The sequence below is a fragment of the Gordonia shandongensis DSM 45094 genome (assembly GCF_000423025.1).
Lineage (GTDB): Bacteria > Actinomycetota > Actinomycetes > Mycobacteriales > Mycobacteriaceae > Gordonia > Gordonia shandongensis.
This window is the reverse complement of record NZ_AUHE01000003.1, coordinates 261,234-285,292: the sequence shown is the minus strand read 5'-3', so window position 1 is coordinate 285,292 and position 24,059 is coordinate 261,234. Positions and strand designations below refer to the sequence as shown.

General features: G+C 71.4%; 21 protein-coding genes and 1 pseudogene. 13 read left to right on the top strand and 9 right to left on the bottom strand.

Features of this window, described 5'->3' with window-relative positions:
• Positions 1–114: 114 nt before the first annotated feature.
• Genes G528_RS0106515 through ligA form a run of 6 tightly spaced genes read left to right on the top strand, consistent with a single transcriptional unit; the run spans position 115 to position 7,299 of the window.
• Positions 115–933 (top strand): GNAT family N-acetyltransferase, encoded by an 819-nt coding sequence (locus G528_RS0106515; protein WP_035719114.1) that lies wholly within the window; start codon positions 115–117, stop codon positions 931–933.
• Positions 934–988: 55 nt separating this feature from the next.
• A complete protein-coding gene (locus G528_RS0106510; RefSeq protein WP_245569692.1) occupies positions 989–1,804 on the top strand; it encodes a lysophospholipid acyltransferase family protein in 816 nt (271 codons plus the stop codon).
• 53 nt (positions 1,805–1,857) lie between these two features.
• Entirely contained in the window at positions 1,858–3,087 is a 1,230-nt protein-coding gene (locus G528_RS0106505) for a cysteine desulfurase family protein (protein ID WP_026918270.1), read from the top strand.
• Positions 3,087–4,190: a tRNA 2-thiouridine(34) synthase MnmA gene (gene mnmA / locus G528_RS0106500; RefSeq protein ID WP_035719112.1), complete on the top strand. Its 1,104-nt coding sequence runs from the start codon at positions 3,087–3,089 to the stop codon at positions 4,188–4,190. Before G528_RS0106505 ends, mnmA begins: the two co-directional genes overlap by 1 nt.
• Complete coding sequence (locus G528_RS0106495) at positions 4,187–5,200, top strand: uroporphyrinogen decarboxylase/cobalamine-independent methonine synthase family protein (protein WP_026918268.1); 1,014 nt, start codon at positions 4,187–4,189, stop codon at positions 5,198–5,200. The genes mnmA and G528_RS0106495 overlap by 4 nt, the downstream gene beginning before the upstream one ends.
• 50 nt (positions 5,201–5,250) lie before the next feature.
• Entirely contained in the window at positions 5,251–7,299 is a 2,049-nt protein-coding gene (gene ligA / locus G528_RS0106490; protein WP_026918267.1) for an NAD-dependent DNA ligase LigA, read from the top strand.
• A 19-nt stretch (positions 7,300–7,318) separates the two neighbouring features.
• Here the strand turns inward: ligA and G528_RS0106485 are convergent, their stop codons facing one another.
• Both G528_RS0106485 and G528_RS16625 read right to left on the bottom strand, forming a co-directional pair.
• Complete coding sequence (locus G528_RS0106485) at positions 7,319–7,993, bottom strand: ACT domain-containing protein (protein ID WP_026918266.1); 675 nt, start codon at positions 7,991–7,993, stop codon at positions 7,319–7,321.
• A 106-nt stretch (positions 7,994–8,099) separates the two neighbouring features.
• Positions 8,100–8,423: pseudogene (locus G528_RS16625) on the bottom strand (YbjQ family protein); the annotation flags it as partial.
• A 158-nt stretch (positions 8,424–8,581) separates the two neighbouring features.
• Between G528_RS16625 and gatC the strand changes: the two are divergent.
• Together gatC and gatA are read left to right on the top strand one after the other, a co-directional pair.
• Positions 8,582–8,893 carry an Asp-tRNA(Asn)/Glu-tRNA(Gln) amidotransferase subunit GatC gene (gene gatC / locus G528_RS0106475; protein WP_026918265.1) on the top strand — a complete coding sequence of 104 codons (312 nt, stop codon included), beginning with the start codon at positions 8,582–8,584 and terminating at the stop codon, positions 8,891–8,893.
• 2 nt (positions 8,894–8,895) lie between these two features.
• Entirely contained in the window at positions 8,896–10,407 is a 1,512-nt protein-coding gene (gene gatA, locus G528_RS0106470; protein WP_156890363.1) for an Asp-tRNA(Asn)/Glu-tRNA(Gln) amidotransferase subunit GatA, read from the top strand.
• On the opposite strand, the gene G528_RS0106465 is transcribed toward gatA, so the two are convergent.
• Together G528_RS0106465 and G528_RS0106460 are read right to left on the bottom strand one after the other, a co-directional pair.
• On the bottom strand, positions 10,377–11,624 hold the full coding sequence (locus G528_RS0106465) for an alpha/beta-hydrolase family protein (RefSeq protein WP_026918263.1): 1,248 nt from the start codon (positions 11,622–11,624) through the stop codon (positions 10,377–10,379). The two genes, gatA and G528_RS0106465, sit on opposite strands and share 31 nt — an antisense overlap.
• Positions 11,621–12,253, bottom strand: a complete 633-nt coding sequence (locus G528_RS0106460) for a hypothetical protein (RefSeq protein ID WP_245569691.1) — start codon at positions 12,251–12,253, stop codon at positions 11,621–11,623. Before G528_RS0106460 ends, G528_RS0106465 begins: the two co-directional genes overlap by 4 nt.
• A gap of 165 nt (positions 12,254–12,418) precedes the next feature.
• On the opposite strand from G528_RS0106460, the gene G528_RS16620 reads away from it, so the two are divergent.
• The 3 genes from G528_RS16620 to G528_RS0106445 all read left to right on the top strand — a co-directional run bounded on the left by G528_RS16620 (position 12,419) and on the right by G528_RS0106445 (position 15,386).
• On the top strand, positions 12,419–13,624 hold the full coding sequence (locus G528_RS16620) for a sensor histidine kinase (RefSeq protein ID WP_035719110.1): 1,206 nt from the start codon (positions 12,419–12,421) through the stop codon (positions 13,622–13,624).
• A 4-nt stretch (positions 13,625–13,628) separates the two neighbouring features.
• Positions 13,629–14,285 (top strand): response regulator, encoded by a 657-nt coding sequence (locus G528_RS0106450; RefSeq protein WP_281170338.1) that lies wholly within the window; start codon positions 13,629–13,631, stop codon positions 14,283–14,285.
• A gap of 69 nt (positions 14,286–14,354) precedes the next feature.
• Complete coding sequence (locus G528_RS0106445) at positions 14,355–15,386, top strand: ATP-dependent 6-phosphofructokinase (protein ID WP_026918260.1); 1,032 nt, start codon at positions 14,355–14,357, stop codon at positions 15,384–15,386.
• Between the two features lie 7 nt (positions 15,387–15,393).
• On the opposite strand, the gene G528_RS18790 is transcribed toward G528_RS0106445, so the two are convergent.
• Positions 15,394–15,564, bottom strand: a complete 171-nt coding sequence (locus G528_RS18790; protein ID WP_281170340.1) for a PspC domain-containing protein — start codon at positions 15,562–15,564, stop codon at positions 15,394–15,396.
• Positions 15,565–15,813: 249 nt separating this feature from the next.
• Here G528_RS18790 and gatB point away from each other — a divergent pair, with 249 nt between their 5' ends.
• Positions 15,814–17,319 carry an Asp-tRNA(Asn)/Glu-tRNA(Gln) amidotransferase subunit GatB gene (gene gatB / locus G528_RS0106435; protein WP_026918259.1) on the top strand — a complete coding sequence of 502 codons (1,506 nt, stop codon included), beginning with the start codon at positions 15,814–15,816 and terminating at the stop codon, positions 17,317–17,319.
• A gap of 3 nt (positions 17,320–17,322) precedes the next feature.
• Here the strand turns inward: gatB and G528_RS0106430 are convergent, their stop codons facing one another.
• Entirely contained in the window at positions 17,323–18,462 is a 1,140-nt protein-coding gene (locus tag G528_RS0106430) for a PQQ-dependent sugar dehydrogenase (RefSeq protein WP_051198379.1), read from the bottom strand.
• Positions 18,463–18,570: 108 nt separating this feature from the next.
• On the opposite strand from G528_RS0106430, the gene G528_RS0106425 reads away from it, so the two are divergent.
• Complete coding sequence (locus G528_RS0106425) at positions 18,571–19,941, top strand: DoxX family protein (RefSeq protein ID WP_026918257.1); 1,371 nt, start codon at positions 18,571–18,573, stop codon at positions 19,939–19,941.
• A 15-nt stretch (positions 19,942–19,956) separates the two neighbouring features.
• Here G528_RS0106425 and ilvD read toward each other — a convergent pair whose 3' ends face one another.
• The 3 genes from ilvD to G528_RS0106410 all read right to left on the bottom strand — a co-directional run bounded on the left by ilvD (position 19,957) and on the right by G528_RS0106410 (position 23,771).
• Positions 19,957–21,801, bottom strand: a complete 1,845-nt coding sequence (ilvD, locus tag G528_RS0106420; protein ID WP_026918256.1) for a dihydroxy-acid dehydratase — start codon at positions 21,799–21,801, stop codon at positions 19,957–19,959.
• A 96-nt stretch (positions 21,802–21,897) separates the two neighbouring features.
• Complete coding sequence (mgtE, locus tag G528_RS0106415; protein WP_026918255.1) at positions 21,898–23,235, bottom strand: magnesium transporter; 1,338 nt, start codon at positions 23,233–23,235, stop codon at positions 21,898–21,900.
• A gap of 128 nt (positions 23,236–23,363) precedes the next feature.
• On the bottom strand, positions 23,364–23,771 hold the full coding sequence (locus G528_RS0106410) for a PH domain-containing protein (protein ID WP_051198378.1): 408 nt from the start codon (positions 23,769–23,771) through the stop codon (positions 23,364–23,366).
• Positions 23,772–24,059 lie beyond the last annotated feature (288 nt).

Genomic DNA, 24,059 nt, shown 5'->3' with positions numbered 1-24,059 from the left:
CCGTCGCCCACCGGCGACGGGGCCGGGGTCTTTTATCAGGTGTTCACCGAGCGTGTCCGGCGTCGTCACGTCGCGGTGCCCGCGGCGATAGATTCCTCGCCTGTACTTCGGGGCATGACAGCGATTCAGGTCTCACCCACCCGCCGCGCCCGTCCGGTCCTGGCCGGCGGCGACTACCAGGTCCTCGTCTCGGAGGATCCCGCCGACATCGATGCGGCGCAGAAGCTCCGCTACGACGTCTTCACCGCAGAGCCCGGGTACTCGGACGCCATCGGCGACGCTGCGACGGGCCGCGACGCCGACGCCTTCGACGATCACTGCGAGCACATGCTGGTCCGACACCTTCCCACCGGAGCCCTGGTGGGCTGCGCCCGCGTTCTGCCGCCGCCGCGCGCGATCGCGGCGGGCGGCTGGTACTCCGCGGGCGAGTTCGACCTCGACGAGCTCCTGGAGATCCGCGGCGAGACGGTGGAGATGGGCCGCGCCGTGGTGGCACCGGAGCATCGCAGCGGGTCGGTGACGGCGATGCTGTGGGCGGCCGTCCTGAACTACCTGGAGGAGGGCGGGTACCGCTACCTGATGGGGTGCGTGTCGGTGCCGCTCGACTCGGAGCTCGGTCGCGGGCGCGCCCTGCGCGGGATCCGCGACCTGGCCCGCGACCGGCATCGGGGAGCGTGGCAGGTGTATCCCCACCGGCACGTCCGCGTCGACGGGCGGTCGCTCGACGAGTTGGATCCGCCGACCGCCATCCGCCTGCCCGCGCTGTTGCGGGGGTATGTGCGGCTCGGTGCGCGGGTCTGCGGTGAGCCGGCCTTCGACGAGATCTTCGACGTCGGCGACTTCCTCACGGTCCTCGACCGCCACCAGGGCGACCGGCGGTACACCGAACGCCTCCGCGGCGCCATGACCCGGCTCGGCTCGGATCGGGGGTAGGGCGACGATGCACGCCGGCGCATGGATGCCGACGAGCCCGTGCGGGACGCATTGCGTGCACACCGCCGCCGAGCCGGTCTCGCGGCTGCGGGCGGCGGCTCGACTCACGGTGCTGCTGACGCTGGGCACGCTCATCGTCGTCGTCGGACTCGCGACCGTGGCGCTGCCGCGTCCGGCGCGCCACGGCTACTGGCGGGGCGGCGCGCGGGCGGCGTTGCGCCTGATGGGGGTGTCGTTGGAGGTCGACGATCGGCGTCCCGCCTCGGCGCGGCGGATCCGGGGAGCGCTGATGGTCGCCAACCACGTGTCGTTCCTCGACATCGTCGCTCTGGCGTGCGTCCATCCGGCGCGTTTCGTCGCCAAACGCGAGGTCGTTCAGATGGCCGGGTTCGGGGTCGTCTCCCGACTGTTCGGCGTGCTGCCGCACCATCGGGGCGATCTGCGGCGCCTCCGGCCGATCGTCGACCGGGTGGCGGCGCTGCTCGACACCGGCCGGCCCGTGGCCGTGTTCCCCGAGGGGACCACCTGGTGCGGGACGGCTTCGGGGCGGTTCCGGCCGGCGTTCTTCCAGGCCGCGATCGACGCCGGCGTCCCCGTCCTCCCGGTGCGGCTGGCGTACACCGACGACGGCGGCCGCACCACCATGCCGGGATTCCTCGGTGAGGACACCGTCGGCACGACGCTGCGCCGGATCGTCCGGACCCGCGGCCTGTCGATCACCGTCACGGTGTTCGACATGCAGCTCCCCGCCGGCGACCGGTCCGAGGTGGCGGCGGCGGCCCAACACCTGATCGCACCGGTCGACGCCGGCGAGGTCCGTTCGGAGATCCCGGTCGCGCTGACGCCGCGATCCGTCACCGTGCCCGTGTGAGGGAGGTCCTCGACTGGGACGACCGGGGCGCGCACGTCTATCCTGGTTGAGTCATGTCTGTACCGCGCCCGCCCGTCTATCTCGACAATGCCGCCTCCACCGCTCTGGTCCCCGAGGCCGCAGCGGCGATGTCCGAGGCGTTCAGTCGCGCAGGCAATCCGTCGTCACTGCACGGAGCGGGTCGTCGCGCCCGCCGGATCCTCGAGGAGTCGCGCGAATCGATCGCCCGTGACCTGGGGGCACGTCCCTCGGAGGTGATCGTCACCGCCGGGGGCACGGAGGCCGACAACCTCGCGCTCAAGGGGATCTACGCCGCCCGTCGCCGCGAGGATCCGCGCCGCCGGACGATCCTGATCTCGGCTGTGGAGCACCACGCCGTCCTCGACCCGGCGCAGTGGCTGGCCGACGACGCCGGGGCCGAGCTGGTGGTCCTGCCCGTCGACGCCGCCGGTGCCGTGCATCCGGAGACGGTGCGTGACGCACTCGCCGCGCACGAGGGTCGGGTGGCCCTCGTCTCGGTGATGTGGGCGAACAACGAGGTCGGGACCGTCCAGCCGATCGAGGAGATCGCCCGCGTGTGCGAGGCGGCCGGTGTGCCTCTGCACTCCGACGCGGTGGCCGCCGCCGGTCACCTGGCGGTCGACTTCGCGAGCAGCGGCCTGTCGGCGATGAGCGTTGCGGCCCACAAGTTCGGCGGACCCCAGGGCGTCGGCGCGCTGATCCTGCGCCGCGATGTGACCTGCGTTCCCCTGCTGCACGGCGGGGGCCACGAACGGGATGTGCGCTCGGGGACCCAGGACGTGGCCGGGATCGCGGCGATGGCGGCGGCGCTGCGCGTCGCCGTGGCACACGCGGACGACCACACCGCCCGCGTCTCGGCGCTGCGCGACCGCCTCGCCGGAATCCTGCGGGGAATCGACGGGGTGACCGTCAACGGCGCGCTCGGCGCCGCCGACGGCGGACTGCGGGCCCTGCCGGGGATCGTGCACGTGTCGATCGCCGGCTGCGAGGGGGACTCGCTGCTGATGCTCCTCGACGCGAAGGGCGTCGAATGCTCCACCGGATCGGCGTGCACCGCCGGTGTGGCGGCCGCCAGCCACGTGCTGCTGGCGATGGGACTGGACACACAGACGGCGCGGGGGTCACTGCGGTTCTCGCTCGCGCCCGACAACGACGACGACGACGTGGACGTCGTGGCCGACGTCATCGGCGACGTGGTCCTGCGGGCGCGGGCCGCGGGCATGCTGTCGGGTGCCGGCGCGGCGTCGGGAGGAACACTCTGATGCGAGTTCTGGCTGCGATGAGCGGTGGAGTCGACTCGGCGGTCGCGGCGGCGCGCGCCGTCGAGGCCGGGCACGACGTGGTGGGCGTCCACCTGGCGCTCTCGACGGCGCCGGGCGCACTGCGGACGGGGTCGCGCGGGTGCTGTTCGCGCGAGGACGCCGACGATGCGCGGCGTGCCGCCGACCTGCTCGGGATCCCGTTCTACGTGTGGGACTTCGCCGACCGCTTCAAGGAAGACGTGATCGACGAGTTCGTCGCCGCATATGCTGCGGGACAGACGCCCAACCCCTGTCTGACGTGCAACGAGAAGATCAAGTTCTCGGCGCTCGCCGAGCGGGCCGTCGCCCTGGGCTTCGACGCCCTGGCGACGGGTCACTATGCGCGGCTGCACGAGGGTGAGCTCCGGCGCGCCGTCGACGCCGACAAAGACCAGTCGTACGTTCTGGCCGTCCTCGATCACCGCCAGCTGTCGCGGGCGATGTTCCCGATCGGCGACACCCCGAAGCCGGAGATCCGGCGGGAGGCGCAGGTCCGAGGGCTGGCAGTGGCCGACAAACCGGACTCGCACGACATCTGCTTCATCCCGACCGGCGACACTCGGGCATTCCTCGGCGCGCGGATCGGCGTCCGCCCGGGTGCGGTGGTCGACTCCTCGACCGGCGACACGCTCGCCGAACACGACGGTGTGCACGGATTCACGATCGGTCAGCGCAAGGGCTTGGGGATCGACGCTCCCGCGCCCGACGGCAGCCCCCGCTACGTGACGGGCATCGATCCGGACAGCGGGACGGTCACGGTCGGCGGCGCCGACGAACTCGACGTCTGGTCGATCACCGCGGGCCGTGCCGTGTGGACCTCGGGGCAGACCCCGGAGGGACCCGTCGAATGCGTCGTCCAGGTGCGCGCACACGGCGGCCTGGCGACCGCCGTCGCCGCCCCGGTGGACCTCCCCGACGGTCCCGGGATGCGGATCGATCTGCGGGAGCCGCTGCGCGGCGTCGCCCGCGGACAGGCCGCCGTGCTGTACCGGCCCGACGCGGACCGCGGCGACCTGGTCGTCGGGTGCGGTCGGATCACCGGGTCGGGGACCGGCACGGAATGACCCCGACGAGCTCGATGCCGGCCGGTGTGGGGACGGGCATCGGGTCGATGCCCGGCACCGACCCGCGCGAGGCGGTCGCCGTCATGGCCGGCGAGACCGGACTGGCCTTTCTGCCCGAACTGCCCGCCCGCGGCGTCGGCGCCGATCTCATCGGCCGCACCGGCGCGCTGCTCATCGACATCCCGCTCGACCACGTCCACCGTGCCTATCGGCTCACCGCGCGACCCACCTCGGTGACCCGTCGGGCGCGCGACCTGCTCCGCTGGGATCTGGACGCCCTCGAGGAGCGCTGGGAGCGCGCCGGCGCGGCCGGTGACGGCCGTGCGGTCAAGGTGCAGGCCTGCGGTCCGTGGACGTTCGCCGCGCACGCCGAACTCCGCGGCGGCCACCGGATCGTCCGCGACGCCGGCGCGGTCCGCGACGTCGCCGAGTCGCTGGCGTACGGATTGCGCGATCACGTCGACGACGTCCGTCGACGCACCGGGGCGTCGGTGGTCGTCCAGCTCGACGAGCCCTCGGTGGGGTCGGTCCTCGACGGGGCGGTGACGCCGCTGACGCGACTGGATCCCATCGCGCCGGTCCCCGCCCCCGACGTCGCCGAACTCCTCGCCTCGACGGCCGCGATCATCGGCGCACCGACCGTCGTGCACTCGTGCGCCGCCCCGCGGTGGGAGCTGGTGCGGCTGCTGCCCGACCTGGTCGCGGGCGTCGATCTCTCGCTGATCAGCGACGGGCGGGACCTCGATGCGCTCGGCGAGTATCTGGATGCCGGGCGGGTCCTGGTCGCGGGGGTGATCCCGGTGGACGCCGGCACGTCCCGCGGCGAACCCGACGCCCTCGTCGACGATGCGGCGGGCAGGCTCGCCGGTCTCGTCGATCGGATCGGCCTGCCGCGGTCGGTGTTGACCGGACAGGTGACGGTCGCGCCCGCGTGCGGCCTGGCGGGCGTGACGCCCGCGCAGGCGGCGCTGGTCCTGCGTGTCTGTTCGACGGTGGCCGAGCGGCTCTGACCGGACTGCTCGACGCGGTCTCCGTCGGGGTGCTCGGCTAACCTGAACCCGTGAGTGAAGCTGACGAGTCGCCGGAACGGGAGTGGACACGTCTCGCCGAGGAGGTCCGCGGACACCAGTTCCGGTACTACGTGCAGGATGCGCCGATCATCAGCGACGGAGAGTTCGACGTCCTGCTCCGACGGTTGCAGGACCTCGAGGACGCGCACCCGGAACTGGCGGTCGCGGATTCGCCGACCAAACTGGTCGGCGGCGGGTTCTCCACCGACTTCGCCTCGGTGGACCATCTGGAGAGGATGATGTCGCTCGACAACGTCTTCGACGCCGACGAGATGTCGTCGTGGCTGTCGCGGACCGAAGCCGAGATCGGCGCCGCGCCGCAGTATCTCTGCGAGCTGAAGATCGACGGCGTCGCGCTGGCCCTCGTCTACGAGCGCGGGCGGCTGGTCCGCGGCGTCACCCGCGGCGACGGCCGGACCGGCGAGGACGTCACGCTCAATGCGCGGACCATCGCGGGTGTCCCGCACGAGCTCGACGATTCGGTGCGCCCGGTGCCCGACCTGCTCGAGGTGCGCGGTGAGGCGTTCTTCCGCGTCGAAGACTTCCAGAACCTCAACGCCGCACTCGTCGAGGACGGCAAGGCGCCGTTCGCGAACCCGCGCAATTCGGCGGCCGGCTCGTTGCGCCAGAAGAATCCGCAGGTCACCGCTCGTCGCCATCTCCGGATGATCTGCCACGGCATCGGACGTATCGAGGGCTGGGCGCCCGAGTCGCTGCACGACGCCTACCTCGCCCTCGGCGAGTGGGGGCTGCCGGTGTCGACGCACACCCGGCCCGCACACGGGGCCGCCGAGATCCTCGACGTGGTCCGATACTGGGGCGAGAACCGTCACTCGGTGGAGCACGAGATCGACGGCCTCGTCGTCAAGATCGACGATGTGGCGGTGCAGCGACGACTGGGCGCCACCTCCCGAGCGCCGCGGTGGGCGATCGCGTACAAGTATCCGCCCGAGGAGGTCACCACCGAGCTCCTGGACATCATGGTCGGGGTCGGCAGGACCGGTCGCGTCACGCCGTGGGCGCTGATGACGCCGGTGCTGGTCGCCGGGTCCACCGTCTCGCGAGCCACGCTGCACAATGCGCACGAGGTGGAACGCAAGGGCGTCCTCATCGGCGACACGATCACCATCCGCAAGGCGGGCGATGTGATCCCCGAGGTGTTGGGGCCGGTCGTCGACCTGCGTGACGGCACGGAACGCCCGTTCGTCATGCCCACCGAATGCCCCGAGTGCGGGACCACTCTGGCGCCGGCCAGGGAGGGGGACAAGGACATCCGCTGCCCCAATCAGCGGACCTGCCCGGGGCAGTTGCGCGAGCGGCTGTTCTACCTCGCGGGGCGCGGTGCGTTCGACATCGAGGCCCTCGGCTACGAGGCCGCACAGGAGCTGTTGAGCAGCGGGGCGCTCACCGACGAGGGGGATCTGTTCGCGCTCGACGAGGACGATCTGCTGGCCACCGAGCTGTTCACGACGAAGAGCGGCGCGCTCTCGGCGAACGGACGGCGCCTGCTCGACAACCTCGACAAGGCCAAGCGCGTCCCGCTGTGGCGGGTGCTGGTGGCGCTGTCGATCCGGCACGTGGGCCCCACCCCGGCCCGCGCCCTGGCCGGCGAGTTCGGCTCACTGGAGGCCGTCGAGGCGGCGACGGTCGACGAGCTCGCCGACGTCGACGGGCTCGGCCCCACCCGGGCCGCCAGCGTCCACGACTGGTTCGCCATCGACTGGCATCGCGAGATCATCGCCAAGTGGCGTGCCGCCGGTGTGTCGATGGCCGACGAGCTCGACGAGTCGACGCCCCGCACCTTGGCGGGCAGGACGCTCGTCGTCACCGGATCGTTGACGGGCTACTCGCGCGACAGCGCCAAGGAGGCGATCATCGCGCGCGGCGGCAAGGCCGCGGGGTCGGTGTCGAAGAAGACCGATTTCGTGGTCGTCGGTGACTCCCCGGGCAGCAAGGCCGACAAGGCCGAGCAGCTGGGCGTGCCGATCCTCGACGAGGAGGCGTTCACCCGACTGTTGGAGACGGGGTCGCCCGAGTGACCTCCCCCGAGGCCTCCGGTCAGGAGGGGGCGGTCGTGCCGCCGCGGGGGAGCACCGAGCCGATGATTCCGGTCAGATAGCCGAGCCGGGCGATCTCGGACGGGCGGAAGTCCGGTCCGCCGATGCGGCCGAGCAGCAGTGTCTGCCCGTGCGATCCCAGGGGTGCGACGGCGAGCCTGGTGTCCATGTCCCGCCAGGCCTCCGGCACCCAGTCGGCGTCGCCGTCGAGCCGAAGCGCCCGCTCGAGCGGGAGCCACGGCGCGGCCGTCAAGGGCGTCTCGGGACTACCGGAGCTCCCGTACAGCCGCACCACGTCCGAGCCGGGACGGGCGATGACCGAGGCCCACGACACGTGCAGGACGCGCGGTGCGTAGTCCACCAGCAACTGCAGTCCCCGCTTCCCGCCGGTCGCGACAAGATCGATGAGCTCGAGTTCCTGATGGGTGTCCAGCACGCCGGTGTGCGGCCGCAGCGAGTCGACGCGGACACCGGTGACCGTCTCGGCAGCCGTGATCAACGTGTCCGGCAGCGCTCCCGGCGGCAGGTCGACGACGATGTCGTCGACCGCGAAGCCGTCACCGCGTTCGATCACCTCCAGCGAACGGATGTCGGCTCCGATCTCACCGAGTTGCATCGCGAGCATCCCGAGGCTGCCGGGTCGGTCCTGAAGCAGTACGCGCAGCAGGTACGACACAGCGTCAGAACTGCGGCGGCTGGGGTGCCTGCGGCGACTGGGGTGTCTGGGGCGACTGCGGTGTTTGGGGCGGCTGGGGCGGTGGAGCGACGTGACCGGCGGGCCCCTCGACGGGACGGGCGCCCACGGCCGTGCCGTATGCGCACACCTCCACACCCCCGGAACCGGCGTACTCATTCGTCTCGAAGCGGAAGGCGACCACCGCGTTGGCGCCCTTCGCCTGCGCCTCGGCGGCCAGGCGGCCCAGCGCCTCCTGGCGGGCCTCCTGCAGCAGCGTGGTGATGCCGCGGAGTTCGCCACCGGCGATGGACTTGAGTCCGGCGCCGATGTTGGAGCCGATGTGACGGGATCGGACCGTGAGGCCGAAGCATTCTCCGAACGTGTGCTCGATCCGGTAGCCGGGCAGCTCATTCGTGGTGACGATGATCATGGCGTCCACGCTACGTCGCGGTGAGGGTTCGGGCCAGGGAAAAAATCATGTGCGGATCGCGAGAGGGGGGAGCGAACCGACTCGGGGACGACCGCATATCCTGGGACCGAGAAGTCATCCGGCGGCTGCGGCCGCGACGCTGTGCAGAGAGGTCGACGATGTCCACCGATTCCCAGCCGACGATCAGCCGGGAAGAGGTCGCGCACCTGGCGCGACTGTCCCGCCTGGCGCTCGACGACGCCGAGCTCGACCGCTATGCGACGCAGCTCGACTCGATTCTGAGCCACGTCGCGCAGATCTCCGAGGTGGCCGCCGACGAGGTGCCGCCGACCGCGCATCCCCTCGACGTGAACGCCGGTCTCCGCGACGACGTCGTCGCGCCCGGACTCACCGCCGAGGAGGCCCTGTCCGGGGCGCCCCGCGAGGAGCAGGAGCGTTTCGCCGTACCGCAGATCCTGGGAGAGGAGTGAGGATGACCGACGTGTCCACCGACGGTGTTCGGGCCACGCGAGCGTCAAATGACGTCACCGGCCTCAGCGCCGCTGAGCTCGCCGAGAAGATCGCCTCCCGAGAACTCTCGTCGGTCGAGGTCACCAGGGCCCACCTCGATCGCATCGCCGAGATCGACGGTGAACTGGGCGCGTTCCTCCACGTCGGCGGCGATGAGGCGCTGGCCGCGGCGGAAGCCGCCGACGCCGCCGTCGCGGCGGGCGAGGCGCCGTCGGCGCTGACCGGTGTGCCGCTGGCCCTCAAGGACGCCTTCACCACCACCGATGCGCCGACCACGTGCGGTTCGCGGATGCTCGAGGGGTGGATGTCGCCCTACGACGCCACGGTCACGGCCAGACTCCGCGCGGCGGGCATCCCGATTCTCGGCAAGACCAACATGGACGAGTTCGCGATGGGCAGCTCCACGGAGAACTCGGCCTACCAGGTGACCCGCAACCCGTGGGACACGACGCGCATCCCGGGCGGATCGGGCGGCGGCAGTGCGGCGGCGCTGGCCTCCCATCAGGCGCCGTTGGCGATCGGGACCGACACCGGCGGCTCCATCCGGCAGCCGGCGGCGGTCACCGCGACCGTCGGCGTGAAGCCGACGTACGGCACCGTGTCCCGGTACGGGCTGATCGCCTGCGCCTCGTCCCTCGACCAGGGCGGACCGTGCGGTCGCACCGTCCTCGACACCGCGCTGCTGCACGAGGTCATCGCCGGTCACGACGCACGCGATGCGACGTCGGTGAGCGCGGCGGTGCCCGATGTGGTGGCGGCGGCGCGCGCCGGAGCCGGCGGCGACCTGTCCGGGGTCCGCATCGGCGTCGTCTCGCAGCTGCAGGGCGAGGGCTACCAGGACGGTGTGCTCGCGTCGTTCCGCGAAGCGTGCGACACCCTGACGGGTCTGGGTGCGACGATCGTGGAGGTCGACTGCCCGCACTTCACCTATGCGCTCGGCGCGTACTACCTCATCCTCCCGTCCGAGGTGTCGAGCAACCTCGCCCGCTTCGACGCGATGCGGTACGGGCTGCGGGTCGGCGACGACGGCACCCACAGCGCCGACGAGGTCATGGCCCTCACGCGCGCCGCCGGATTCGGTCCGGAGGTCAAGCGTCGCATCATGATCGGGACGTACGCGTTGAGTTCGGGCTACTACGACGCCTACTACGGTCAGGCGCAGAAGGTCCGGACCCTCATCGCCCGCGACTTCGCCGCGGCCTACGAGCAGGTCGACGTCCTCATCTCGCCGACCACGCCGACCACGGCGTTCCACCTCGGCGAGAAGGTCGACGATCCGCTGTCGATGTACCTGTTCGACCTGTGCACCCTGCCGGTCAACCTGGCGGGGACGGCGGCGATGTCGGTGCCCTCGGGTGTCGATCCGGCCGACGGGATGCCCGTCGGCCTGCAGATCATGGCGCCCGCGCTGGCCGACGACCGGCTGTACCGGGTCGGCGCGGCCTACGAGGCGGCGCGCGGACCGATCGGCTGAACCGGCTTGTCCGGATCGGCCGTATCCGGAACGGCCGCGTCCGGGAGGCTCCCGTAGCGGTGCCCGTGCCCGACGGGCACGTTCAGTGATCCGAGCAGGTCGACGGCCGTTCCGATGAACGAGACCACCGGGAGCCACGACGACCGCTCGGCCGGTCGCCACAGCAGGGCCGGCTCGAACACGGTGACCGGGTCGTCGGGATTGGCGATCACCGTCCGGGGCGTGGTGGACGGTGCGTCGTGGAGGGCCCCGGCGGGCACGCCCGCCAGCACGGTTCCGGCCACGGCGACGCGATGCTCCGACGCCCACCGGCGGGCGTGGTCCGCGCCGATCGCGCCGAGGCTCTGACCGACGAGGTACACCCGGGGGCGGGCGCGTTCGGGAACCGCACGCAATCGGGCGGCGACCGTGCGCAGGACGGCCACGGCGCTCGCGCCGGCGGCGTCCGGCGACTGCAGGTAGGACTGCCAGGACGGTGCGTCGTCGTATTGGAGTGCGAGCACGCGCACCGAGCCGTGGAACGCACGGTCGATCCCGTCGACGGTCGCCGCGTCGAGCCAGCCGGAGCCGGTCGGCACGGCGACGACGACCGCCCGCTGGGTGATGCCGCCGCGCCGCTCCCAGTCGTCGACGAGGGTTCTCGCGCGCTCGGCGAGCCCGGGGTGAGTGCGCGCCGAGCCGGCGGGGAGGGGCCCGTAGTCGATGATCGCGCGGTCCGGGACGTCCGGCGCTCGCGCATCCGCCGGCCCCGGCATCAGCATCGCCGCTGCGACGATCGTTCCGATCAGCCCCGTGGCGGTCAGGACGCGGATGGGGACGGTGAACGCCGCCGCCGCGACGGACAGGGGCGTGAGGGCGACGACCAGGACCCAGCGGAGACCGATACCGGGGGCGTCGAGCGCCGCACGGACCGCGACCTCGTGCCGGACGCTCAGACCGAGGGCCGCGCCGGCGACGATCAGGCCGACGGTCACAGCGAGACCCGAGACCCCTGGGACGCCTGAAACCCCTGGGCGGTCGCCGTACCGGTCCTCCTCACGGCGCCGTCGAGCGAGCACGGCGGCGCCGGCCGCACCGATCGCCGCGCCGACGAGTATCAGGACGGTGCCGACGCCCGCGGCGACCGGAGCCGACCGCGGCAGCATCCCCGGGGACAGCGACAGCAGCCAGCCGGTGAGCGCGCCGACCGCGGTACCCCTGCCGGGGCGGTGCCTCACAGCGGCCCGCCGAGGGTCTCGGTGAGGCGGGCCAGGTAGGTCACGGCGATCTCGGCGGTCGTCTCGGCCGTCGGGGGCCCGAACCGTTGACGCCAGGTGTTGACCGACAGCGCGGTGCGGGCCGCCTCGGCCGCGGTGTCGCAGCCGGCGTCGCCGGCACAGGCCGCGTGCATGTCGTCGACGAGCATCGCGTCGAGTGCCGGACGTGCCCAGTCGCCGGCGGGGCGTCCGGTCGCCGCACCGTAACGGAGCAGGTCGTAGCCGAAATCGTGGGCGCGACACGCGTTCTCGAACCGGGAGGGCAGGGGGACCGGGGACGAACAGTCGCCGTGCGGTGCGGCCGGGCGCCCGTCGAGCACGACCGGTGTGTACCCCGTCCGCGCACGGAACCGGTCGGGGAGGATGCGCAGTGTGTCGACCGGACGATCGCCGACCAGCGCGGCGATCGCCCGACCCGCCGGGGTCGCGGGAGCATCCGGGACGGCGATGCGACGGGTGGCGGCCGCCGCTGCCGTCACCGGGGCGAAGCCCAGCAGGAGCACCACCGCGGTCACGGCGATCGCAGCGCGGGCCGGCCACCGCAGGGCGGCGTCGGCGGGGTCGTCTCGACGAGGATTCCGATTGAGCATGCGCTGACGCTATGAATCGCGGGCACCTCGGCGGATCCCCCGGCGAGACGGTTCGCCCCCGCACCGTGCGGGGGAGCCGGCGGGCGCTGTCTGCCTCCCGGGAGGCAGCGGGATCTGGTCCTCGCGGGGGAGGTGCGCCGCCGGCCGCGGCCCTACGCTCGGGGAGTGGACTTCTCCGTGATCGACCGGATCGGCGACCCCGCGGTGCGACGGTATCTCGCGCGGCGGTGGAACTGGCTGGGAGCCGGGACGGCGGTCGTGATGATCGCCGTCGCGTGGCCCGTGATGGCGGACGTGACCGAGATCCCGGGGTTCGCACTCCCGGCGTTCGCCGTCGGCGGATGCGGCGGTCTGGCTCTGATCTTCGCCGGACCGGTGCCGGTCCGGTACGGCTGGGCGGCGACAGTCATCACCGCCGGGGTGGCATCGGTGATCGGCACGGTCGACCTGTGGCGGATGCCGATTCCGCTGTTCCTGTCCGTCCTGGCGATGACCGCGGCCGCGCTGTGCACCCAGCCGCTGCGGCGCCTCCCGACGGTCGTGGTGGCCACGGCGGGCGTCTTCGTGCTCGGCGTCGACGCCCAGGCCCGCATCGGGTGGATCTTCGCGCTCATCGTGGTCGCGATGGCGATCGCCTTCGTGCGTTACCGGACGACCACTCAGCGCGACCTCGCCGAACAGAGCGAGGAGACCGAGGTCCTGCGCGCCCGCGAGGCGGTCTTGGCCGAGCGGACGCGCATCGCCCGCGACCTGCACGACATCGTGGCGCATCGGATGTCGATGGTCGTCGTGATGGCGCAGAGTGCACCGTACCGGTTGGCGGCGGCCGACGAGCCGGAGACCGTCGGTCCGGCGACGACGGCCGAGTTCGACGCGATCGCGGCGGCGGCGCGCGGCTCCCTCGACGAAGTTCGCCAGCTGCTGGGCGTGCTGCGTCCGGACGCCGCGGGGACCGACGCCGCCGCATTGCGCCCGGTGCAGGGGCTCGACGACATCGCACCGCTGCTCGACGGGGTCCGCGCGGTGGGCACCGCGGTCGAGACGACCGACACCGTCGACCACGCGCGGGTGGCCGAGGCGATCGGTGCCGCCGTCTTCCGGATCGTCCAGGAGTCGGTGACCAACGCGACGCGGCATGCACCCGGCGCGACGATTCGGGTGTCGATCACCCCCGATGCGACGCACGACGGCCTCCTGGCCGTCGAGGTCGCCAACGGGCCGCCCGACGCCGATCCGGTGAGCGCCGGGGGCGGTCTGGGCATCCTCGGAATGACCGAGCGCGCACTGGCGGTGGGCGGCACTCTCACCGCGGCACCGACCGGTGACGGCGGATTCGCCGTCCGCGCGCGACTCCCGATGGCCCTAAGCTGAGACGGTGACAGTGGGCAGTGGGCCGATAACCGTGGTGATCGCCGACGACCAGGCGATGGTTCGGGCCGGCTTCGGCGCGCTGCTGGACGCCGCCGACGGGATCTCGGTGCTCGGGGACGCCGCGGACGGAGCCGCCGCCGTCGATCAGGTGCGCAGGCTGCGTCCGGACGTCGTGCTGATGGACGTCCGGATGCCGCATCGCGACGGACTGTGGGCGGCCGAGAAGATCGTCGCCGACGGTGGACCGACCCGGGTGCTCATGCTGACGACCTTCGACATCGACGACTACGTGTACTCCGCGCTGCGGATCGGCGCGTCGGGGTTCCTGCTCAAGGACGCCCCCGCCGACGAACTGGTCCGCGCCGTGCGGGTGGTCGCGGCCGGTGACGCACTGCTGGCGCCGTCGGTCACCAAACGGCTCATCGAACGGGTCACCGCCCGGACCGCACGTGCGCCGACCGCGGCCGTGCGGACGTTGACGCCGCGGGAGGTCGAGGTCCTCGTGACGGTGGCCGACGGGAAGTCGAATGCGGAGATCGCCGGCGAACTGTTCGTCTCCGAGCAGACGGTCAAGACGCACGTGAGCAACATGCTGACGAAACTCGGGCTGCGTGATCGTGCACAGGCCGTGGTGTTCGCCTACGAGAACGGCCTCAAGTGACAGCTGCGCGGCACGCGTCCCGAGGTACGTTGGGCGGGAGGATCACCCGGCGGATGAGAGGGCGGCGGCATGGCGCGATACGGCATTCTGACCTCCGGCGGCGACTGTCCCGGGCTCAACGCGGTGATTCGCGGAACGGTGCTGCAGGGGCAGACGGTGCACGGCCAGGAGTTCGTCGGCTTCCGTGACGGATTCTTCGGACTGGTCCACGGCGACGTGCGGACACTGGATCGGCCCGTGGTCCGGGGGATCTCGCAGCAGGGCGGCACGATCCTGGGCACCAGCAGATACGGGCCGTACACCGAGCCGGACGGCGGGGCGCAGAACATCACCGCGGTCCTCGACCGGCTCGCGATCGACGGTGTGATCGCCGTCGGCGGCGACGGCACGATGGCTGCGGCCAACCGGTTGATGAACGACGGCGTCCCCGTCGTCGGCGTCCCGAAGACCATCGACAACGACCTGCGGGCCACCGATTACACGTTCGGCTTCAACACGGCGGTCGAGATCGCCACCGAGGCCGTCGACCGGCTCCGGACCACCGGGAACTCGCACACCCGGTGCATGGTGCTCGAGGTGATGGGGCGGCACGCCGGCTGGATCGCGATGTACGCGGGCGTCGCCGCGGGCGCACACGCGATCCTCATTCCCGAACGGCCCGAATCGTTGGAGCAGATCTGCGAGTGGGTCACCAGCGTGCGGCGGCGCGGTCGGTCGCCGATGGTGGTCGTCGCCGAGGGCTTCACGCTGCCGGACATGCCCGAGGCGTACTCGCGCGGCGGTCGCGACGGCTTCGACCGTCCGCGGCTCGGCGGTGTCGCCGACGTCCTGGCCCCGCTGATCGAGGAGCGCACGGGCATCGAGACCCGTGCGACGATCCTCGGCTACATCCAGCGCGGCGGGGTGCCGTCGGCGTGGGACCGGGTTCTGGGGACCCGGTTCGGTCAGGCGGTCAGCGATCTGGTCGCCGACGGCGGCTGGGGGGAGATGGTCGCCCTGCGCGGCACCGACATCGTCCGCGTCCCGTTCTCGGCGGCCGTCGGGAACATCAAGAACGTGCCGATCGAGTACTACAACGGGGCGCGCGCCGTCTTCGGGTGACGTCGGGTCAGCCCTTCGGGATCACCAGCCACAGCAGCAGGTATGCCAGGACCTGCGGTCCGGGCAGGATGATCGACGCCACGAAGGCGACGCGCACCCACGTGGAGTCGATGCCGAAGTATTCGGCGATGCCGCCGGCGACGCCGCCGATCATCGAGTCCGTCGTCGAGCGGGTCAGACGACGGCGTGCGGGCTGTGGGCGGTTCGGCCCGGTCCCCGCGTGGTTCTGGGGTCCTGCGTTGTCCTGGGGGCCCGCGTAGTTCTGGGGTTCTGCGTAGTTCTGGGGTCCGGAGTGGTCCTGGGTCACGATGTCCTCCTCGGGAACGGTCTGGAGCTCGATCCGATCGATGCCTTCACGGTAGGTCCGGCGCCGCGAGCGGGGCATCGGTGAGCACCCCGAGATCGACCCCCGGATACGATGGACGCCATGACTGCGGCTATCGACGAACTGATGGATTTCGACGACGTCATCGCGGCGTTCCACCCCGTGATGGGCATGGAGGTCCACGTCGAACTCGGCACCGCGACGAAGATGTTCTGCGGCTGCCCCACCACGTTCGGCGGTGATCCCAACTCTCAGGTGTGTCCGGCGTGTCTGGGGCTGCCCGGGGCACTCCCGGTCGCGAACGCGCAGGCGGTGGAATCGGCCGTCCGCATCGGATTGGCGCTGAACTGCTCGATCCGGGAGTCGAGCGTGTTCGCCCGCAAGAACTACTTCTACCCGGATCAGCCGAAGAACTACCAGATCAGCCAGTACGACGAGCCGATCGCCTACGACGGCCACCTCGACGTGGTCCTCGGCGACGGGACCACGTGGCGGGTGGAGATCGAACGCGCCCACATGGAGGAGGACACCGGTAAGTCGCTGCACATCGGCGGTGCGACCGGCCGCATCCACGGCGCCAGCCATTCGCTCCTCGACTACAACCGCGCGGGCGTCCCCCTGGTGGAGATCGTCACCCGGCCCATCGAGGGGGCCGGTGAGCGGGCACCGGAGGTGGCGCGGGCGTACGTGACCGCGCTGCGCGACCTGCTCAAGTCGCTCGACGTCTCCGATGTGCGAATGGATCAGGGGTCGATGCGCTGCGACGTCAACCTGTCGCTGATGGCGAAGGACGCGAGCGAGTTCGGCACCCGCACCGAGACGAAGAACGTCAACTCGCTCAAATCAGTCGAGACGGCCGTCCGTTTCGAGATGCAGCGTCAGGCGGCGGTCCTCGTCGCGGGCGGCGAGATCGTCCAGGAGACCCGTCACTTCCACGAGGCGGACGGCACCACGTCGGCCGGGCGGCGCAAGGAGACCGCCGAGGACTACCGGTACTTCCCCGAACCCGACCTGCCGCCCGTTGTGGCCGACCCGCAGTGGGTCGACTCGCTGCGCGGCACGCTGCCGGAGCTGCCGTGGATCCGGCGGGCGCGCATCCAGGAGCAGTGGGGGGTCTCCGACGAGGTGATGCGCGATCTGGTGAACGTCGGCGCCGTCGACCTCATCATCGCGACGGCCGAGGCCGGGGCGTCACCGGACGCCGCCCGCAGCTGGTGGGTCTCGTTCCTCGCGCAGCAGGCGAACGTCCGCGAGGTGGAGCTCGACAATCTGTCGATCGCTCCGGAGGAGGTCGCCGAGATCATCGGGATGGTCGACGAGGGAAAGCTCACCACGAAGCTCGCACAGCAGGTGGCCGTCGCGGTGCTCGACGGTGAGGGCGCCCCGGCGCAGATCGTCGCCGACCGGGGCCTGGAGGTGGTCCGCGACGACTCGGCACTGCAGAAGGCCGTCGACGAGGCGCTCGCGGCGAACCCGGACATCGCCGACAAGATCCGCGGGGGCAAGGTTCAGGCGGCCGGCAAGATCGTCGGCGACGTCATGAAGGCCACCCGCGGGCAGGCGGATCCGGCGCGGGTCAAGGAACTCGTGCTCGAAGCCTGCCGGTAGACGTCACATCCGGTCCTCGGTGGCGCTCTCGGGCAGGTACATGGCCACGCGGTCGTCGAACGACTGCGGCTTGGCGCCGGGAGTCGAGGTGTTGATGGTCGCGAGTTGGAGGGGGCCGCCGCCGTAGGTGACCATCCGGCCGACCGCGCCGAACGTCTTGCTCAGGTCGGACTCGCTCGGCTCGCCGATGGACGGGCTCCCCGACTTGGGGGTGGAGAACACGTCGAGACGCTGGGCGCGCGGAATCGAGACGGCGATCGTCGAATCGCTGGCGGCGCATCCGCCGATGCCCGGCCGGTCGGCCCAGCTCCACAGCTTCCGCAGTCCGTGCGAGCCGACGACCGACAGCCGGTCGCCGTCGGCGCCGCTGTCGGCGACGAAGAGCTGTCCGTCGGCGCCGCCCGACGGGCACAGCGCGACGTTCGAACCCAGACCGCTGGCGCGGACGTCGGGTTTGGCGTTCGGCCGGTTGAGGTCGATGCTCAGGATCTTTCCCGCGAGGGACGACGGGTCCTTGGCGGCCGCCCGGTCGCCGGCGTCGCCGGTCGCGACGATCAGCTCGGTGGGCGAGGCGAGCGAGATCGATCCCATGTTGCCCCGCGGCCCCTTCGGGATGCCGGTCAGGACCGGCTGTGCGGATCCGGTCGGCGCGATCCGGACCACCCGGTTGTCCGATCCGGTGGTGATCAGCGCGTAGATCATCTGGTCGGACTGGTATGCGGGGGACAGGACGAAGTCGACGAGTCCGCCGTCACCCGAGCCGTCGACGCGGGCCGAGGCGATCTCACGCTGCGGTCCGTAGCGTTTGGAGATGAAGATCTTGCCGGTCGTCCGCTCGGCGACGTAGGTGGTCTTCCCGGTCGGGTCGGCGGGACGGACCCCCGACGTGGTCTCCAGGCAGGTGGCGATGACCGCGGGATTCGGGTCGACACACGGTCCCTCCGGCGGATCCACCTCGTCGGTGGTGGGGGGAGGCGGCGCCTTCGGCTGCTCCACGACCGACGGAAGCGGACTGAAATCGCCCTGCTGCTGTGCGGCGTCCTGGTCGCTGAAGCTGGCGCAGGACGTCACGAGTGCGGCCGCGGCGATCGTGGACGTCACGGCGAGCACGGCGCGGCGGGCGTTCCGGTGGAGCGGCGTCATTCCTCCAATGTAGATGAGCCGCGGCACGGCCCGAATGCGACGATCGTTATCAAATCGTCTAGTGGCGCTCAGCCAATGCACGGGCCCGTGGTCATACAGTCGATAACTGTGAGCAATGCGAAAGACACGCCCGCCGACCCCGGCGACGCGCCCGTGGGCAGCCCCTACGACGACCGGCCGACCGAGTCGATCGCGCGGCGCTCGGTGCGTAGGCCGCGACCGGACAACGACGATTTCTTCGACCGCCACGGGCGGCGACCCGCACCGGAGGTGACCGGTGCGATGGCCGAGAAGGCGGCCCGCGACGGCGATGAGGCCGGTGGGGAGCCCGTCGGCGGGAAGCAGGCCGGTGGGGACACGGCCGCCGCCGGTGACGGCGGGGAGCCCACCGAGGCGATCGAGGCCCGGCCGCAGCGCCGGCGCGATCCCGTCTCGGGGAAGGCCGCACCCCAGCGCATCGAGCCGGTCAAGCGGGGGCGCAAGGCCGCCGCCGCACCGGTGGAGGAGGACGTGGAGATTCCCGACGCCGACGATCACGGCGATGCGGGCGATCTCGCCGCCGATCTCGACGGGACCGCCGACGAGGACGAGGCGAAGACCGCCGTCATCATCAGCGGTGCCGACGCCGAACCGCGCAACGCCGTCCGGATGAGCTCCTCCGACGACCCCGTGCACACCGAGCCGTTCATCGACACCGACGAGTCGGTCTCCGAACGATCGGGTCGGCGGTACGCCGAACACCTCACCGAGCCGCCGCTGCCGTACATCGAGCCGTCGCCCACCACGCCGCTGCTCGATGACGGCACCGGATTCGACGGCACCGGATACGACGGCACCGGATACGACGGCGGGCTCGACGGCGACGCGGGCTACGACCCGGAGCCCGCACCGGTCGCGCCCGCGCACGCGCGGCGCGGAACCATCGACCTCGGCCTGCTGATCCTGCGGGTCGTGGTGGGTCTCACGTTCACACTGCACGGACTGCAGAAGCTGACCGGATGGATGAACGGTCCGGGGCTCGACGGATTCGCCGACATGCTGAAGAACTCGGCCGACCCGGGTCTCGGTTTCACCCCCGACGCCACCACGGCGCTCGCGATCGTCGGCGCCGTCAGTGAGACGGCGGGCGGGGTGCTGCTGATCCTCGGCCTGCTGACCCCGTTGGCGGGATCGGCCGTCCTCGGCACCATCGCGGTCGCGTTGACCTACAAGGTGACGATCTCCGGCGGACTGTGGTTCTTCGCGTCCCAGGGCGACAACTCGGGCATCGAACTGGAACTGCTGCTCGCGGCCGCGGCCGCGGCGCTGATCCTCACCGGGCCCGGAACCTACTCCGTCGACCGACTCTGGGGCTGGTCACGGCGTCCGTCGTGGGGGTCGGCGGCGTGGGTCGTCATCGCGATCGCCGCCGCGATCGCCACGTGGATCGTGTTCAACGGCGCCAACCCGCTCGAATCGTGGAGCAGCGCCCACCGCTGATCGAGTGCGACGAGGTCAGTCCACCGAGCGGACCGCTCCGCGATCGGCGGATGTGGCCAACGCGGCGTAGGCGCGCAGCGCGGTGGTGACCGTGCGCTCGCGGTTCCGCGGCGCCCACGGATGCTCGGAGGCCGCCATCTTCGCGCGGCGCTCCGCGAGCGTCTCGTCGTCGACGAGCACCTTCAGCGCCCGCTCCTTCACGTCGATGTAGATCTCGTCGCCGTCCTCGATGAGACCGATGGCGCCGCCGGCCGCGGCCTCGGGCGCGATGTGGCCGATCGACAGGCCCGACGAACCGCCGGAGAAGCGGCCGTCGGTGATGAGCGCGCACTTGCGACCCATGCCGGTGCCCTTCATGAACGCGGTCGGGTGCAGCATCTCCTGCATGCCCGGGCCGCCCGCGGGCCCCTCGTAGCGCACCACGAGCACCTCACCGGCCTGCAACTCCTTGGAGAGGATGGCGTGGACGGCGGCCTCCTGGCTCTCGACCACGCGAGCCGGCCCCTGGAAATGCCACAGCTCCTCGTCGATGCCCGCGGTCTTGAGGACCGAGCCGTTGGGTGCGATGTTGCCGGTGAGGACGCACAGCCCGCCCTCATCGGTGTAGCGGTGCGCATAGTCGCGGATGCACCCCTCGGCGGCGTCGACGTCCAACGAACTCCAACGGTTGGACGTGGAGAAGGGCTCGGTGGTCCGCACGCCGCCGGGTGCCGCGTGGAACAGTTCGACGGCCTCGTCGGTGGCGGTTCCGCCGCGGATGTCCCAGTCGTCGAGGAACTGCGCGAGCGTCGGTGAATGAACGGTCGACGCGGTGTCGTCGATCAGTCCGGCGCGGCGCAGTTCGCCGAGGATGGCGGGGATCCCGCCGGCGCGATGCACGTCCTCCATGTGGTAGTCGGAGTTCGGTGACACCTTCGACAGGCACGGCACGTTCCGGCTGATCTCGTCGATCGCCGAGAGGTCGAAGTCGGCGACCTCGCCCTCCTGCGCGGCGGCGAGGATGTGCAGGACCGTGTTCGTCGAGCCGCCCATCGCGACGTCGAGGGCCATCGCATTGCGGAACGCCGTCGACGTCGCGACGCTGCGCGGGAGCACGGAGGCGTCGTCGTCCCGGTACCAGCGAGTGGCCGCCTCGACCACCGTGCGGCCGGCCCGCTCGAACAGCGCCCGCCGCGCGGAGTGGGTGGCGAGCGTCGAACCGTTGCCGGGCAGCGCCAGCCCGAGCGCCTCGGTGAGGCAGTTCATCGAATTCGCGGTGAACATGCCGGAGCAGGAGCCGCAGGTGGGGCAGGCGCTGGCCTCGACGGCGGCCAGCCCCTCGTCGTCGACGGCGTCGTTGGCCGACGCGGAGATCGCGGTGATGAGATCGGTGGGGGCCTGGGCCACCCCGTCGACGACGACGGCCTTGCCCGCCTCCATCGGACCGCCCGAGACGAAGACCGTCGGGACGTTCAGGCGCATCGCGGCGTTGAGCATGCCCGGAGTGATCTTGTCGCAGTTGGAGATGCAGACGAGGGCGTCCGCGGTGTGCGCGTTGACCATGTACTCGACGGAGTCGGCGATGATCTCACGGCTGGGCAGCGAGTACAGCATGCCGCCGTGCCCCATGGCGATCCCGTCGTCGACGGCGATGGTGTGGAACTCCTTGGCGACGCCGCCGGCCTCGCGGACGGCGTCGGCGACGATCTCGCCGACATCCTTCAGGTGCACGTGGCCCGGCACGAACTGGGTGTACGAGTTCGCGATCGCGACGATCGGCTTGCCGAAATCGTCATCGGTCATACCCGTGGCGCGCCAGAGGGCGCGGGCGCCGGACGCCTCGCGGCCGACGGTGGTGGTGCGAGATCGCAGGGCTGGCATCAGGGTCCTCGCTCAGAAAGAGAAATCGGAACTGCGGTCCGGTTCGGCCGTCGGCCGTCGGACCGGTTCACCACTCTACGCCGAGCGCGAATCCGGTCAGATTCCGAGGACCGACTTGGCGATGGTGAAGTAGATGATCAGGCCCGTCGCATCGCAGAAGGTCGAGATGAAGGGCGTGGAGAAGACCGCGGGGTCGACGCGCACGGTCTTCGCCACGAGCGGCATCAGCCCGCCGACCGTCGCCGCCATGGTGCACACCGACACGATGGTCAGCCCGATCACGGTGCCGATGTCCAGACCGTAGACGGCCGAGGCGACGACGAAGCCCACCGCGCCCAGGGCGGCACCCATCGTGAGGCCGACCCGGATCTCCTTGCCGGCGACGCGGCCGGCGTCGCCGGAGGTCACCTCGTCGGTCGCCAGCGCGCGCGTGACCGTGGTGGCGGCCTGCGATCCCGTGTTGCCGCCGATGCCGGTGAGCAGGGGGATGAAGAGGGCCAGGGCCACCCGCTGCTCCAGGGTGCCCTCGAAGATCTCCAACACGTTGACGGTCAGGATCGCCGAGACCGCCAGGACGAACAGCCAGACCACGCGGGCGCGGGTGATCGCGAGGATCGACGACTGCAGATACGGCGTCTTCAGGACCTCGCGGGCACCGGCACGCGCCTCGTCCTCGTCACGGGCGGCCTCGACCACCTCGGCGGCGTCGTCGAGGGTCAACACGCCCAGGAGACGGTCCTCGCCGTCGACGACGGGCATCGCGAAGATCGCGCGGTCGATGCATCGCTGCGCGGCCGACTCGGCGTCCTCGTCGACGTGCGCGTAGATCGGGGGGTTCATGTGCTCGTCGACGGCGACGTCGGAGTCCGAGAGCAGCAGTTCGCGCAGGCTCACCACACCGACCAGGCGGCGGTGATGGTCGACCACCGGAACGGTGTAGATGGTCTCGGCGTCCCGGCCCCGGGCCTTGATGCGATCGACGGCCTCGCCGCAGGTGTCGTCGGGGAACACGTGGACGAACTCCGGGCTCATGCGACGACCCACGGAACCGCGCGCGAACCCGAGGACCACGGCCGTCGTCTCCCGCTCGCTGGGGGACAGGCTCCGGATGAGCGCCTTGGCGACGTTCGCCGGCAGCTCGTCGAGCAGCTCGGCCCGGTCGTCGGGATCGAGGTTGTCGAAGGCGTCGGCGACCTCGACCGTGCCCAGTGACCGGATCAGCGTCGCCTGCGCGGTCGGGGTGAGATCGTCGAAGACCTGGACCGCGTAGTCCTTGGGGAGCAGCCGGAAGGCGATCGTCCGGTCGCTGCGATCCATCGCGTCCAGAAGCGCGGCGGTGTCCTGGGGCGCCAGCTCGGGGAGCTCGCGGCCCACGAACGAGAGCCGCCCGTCGGCGATCGCGTTCTGGAGGTCCTTGGCGTTGAGGGTCTGCATGGGGTCCTCGGCTGATTCTCTCCGGCGGCGTCGGCGGTCGGGGGACCGTGCGGGCCGTCCGGGCGGTGGGGGCGGTCGGGGACGTGACGGGGGGACGTGACGGGGGGACGTGACGGGGGGAGGCGGTGTCAGCCCGCCGCCAACCGCGTCTCGCGTTCGGCGGCGAACGGGTCGGGGACGCGGCCCCCGCTGATCTCGGCGAGCACCGGGAGGTCACCGAAACCGACCGACGGCAGCGGCACCTCGGTGCCGTCGGTGAGGACGGCGCGAGCAGCGCTCCACCGGGGGAAGCGCAGCCCGTCGACGTCGCCCCACGGGACGCGAGTGGTGGAGAACGTGCCGACGGCCGTCATCCCCTGGGCGTCGACCTCGGTGCGCAGGTGGTGGATCCACCAGGCCAGGGCGATCGGGAAGATCAGCGTCCAGCCGAAACCGGCCACCGACACGCCCATCATCATGAAACTGAGCAACAGCACGAGCGGCACCACGAGGTAGGCCAGCGGCGAGATCTTGAAGTCGGTCGTCGTTGCACTCATATCCGCCATTGTCGCACGATCTGCCGTCGCACGATCTGGCCTCGTCACACGATCGGCGCGGTCGGCGACGGCGCGAGAGACCGACAGACCGCCGATTTGACTCCCGCGGTCGAACTGCCTTACTTTGTGCAGGTGATGACTCAGAAGCTTCTCGTAGTAATCGGTCGGCGCGTCCACGCCTGATCGGTCACTTCGTAGACCTTCAGAACCATTTACGACGCGCCCCTCGCACAGCCTCGCTGGCGGGGGTTTTTTCTTGCCGGAACCCGGAACGCGGCCTCACCGCCA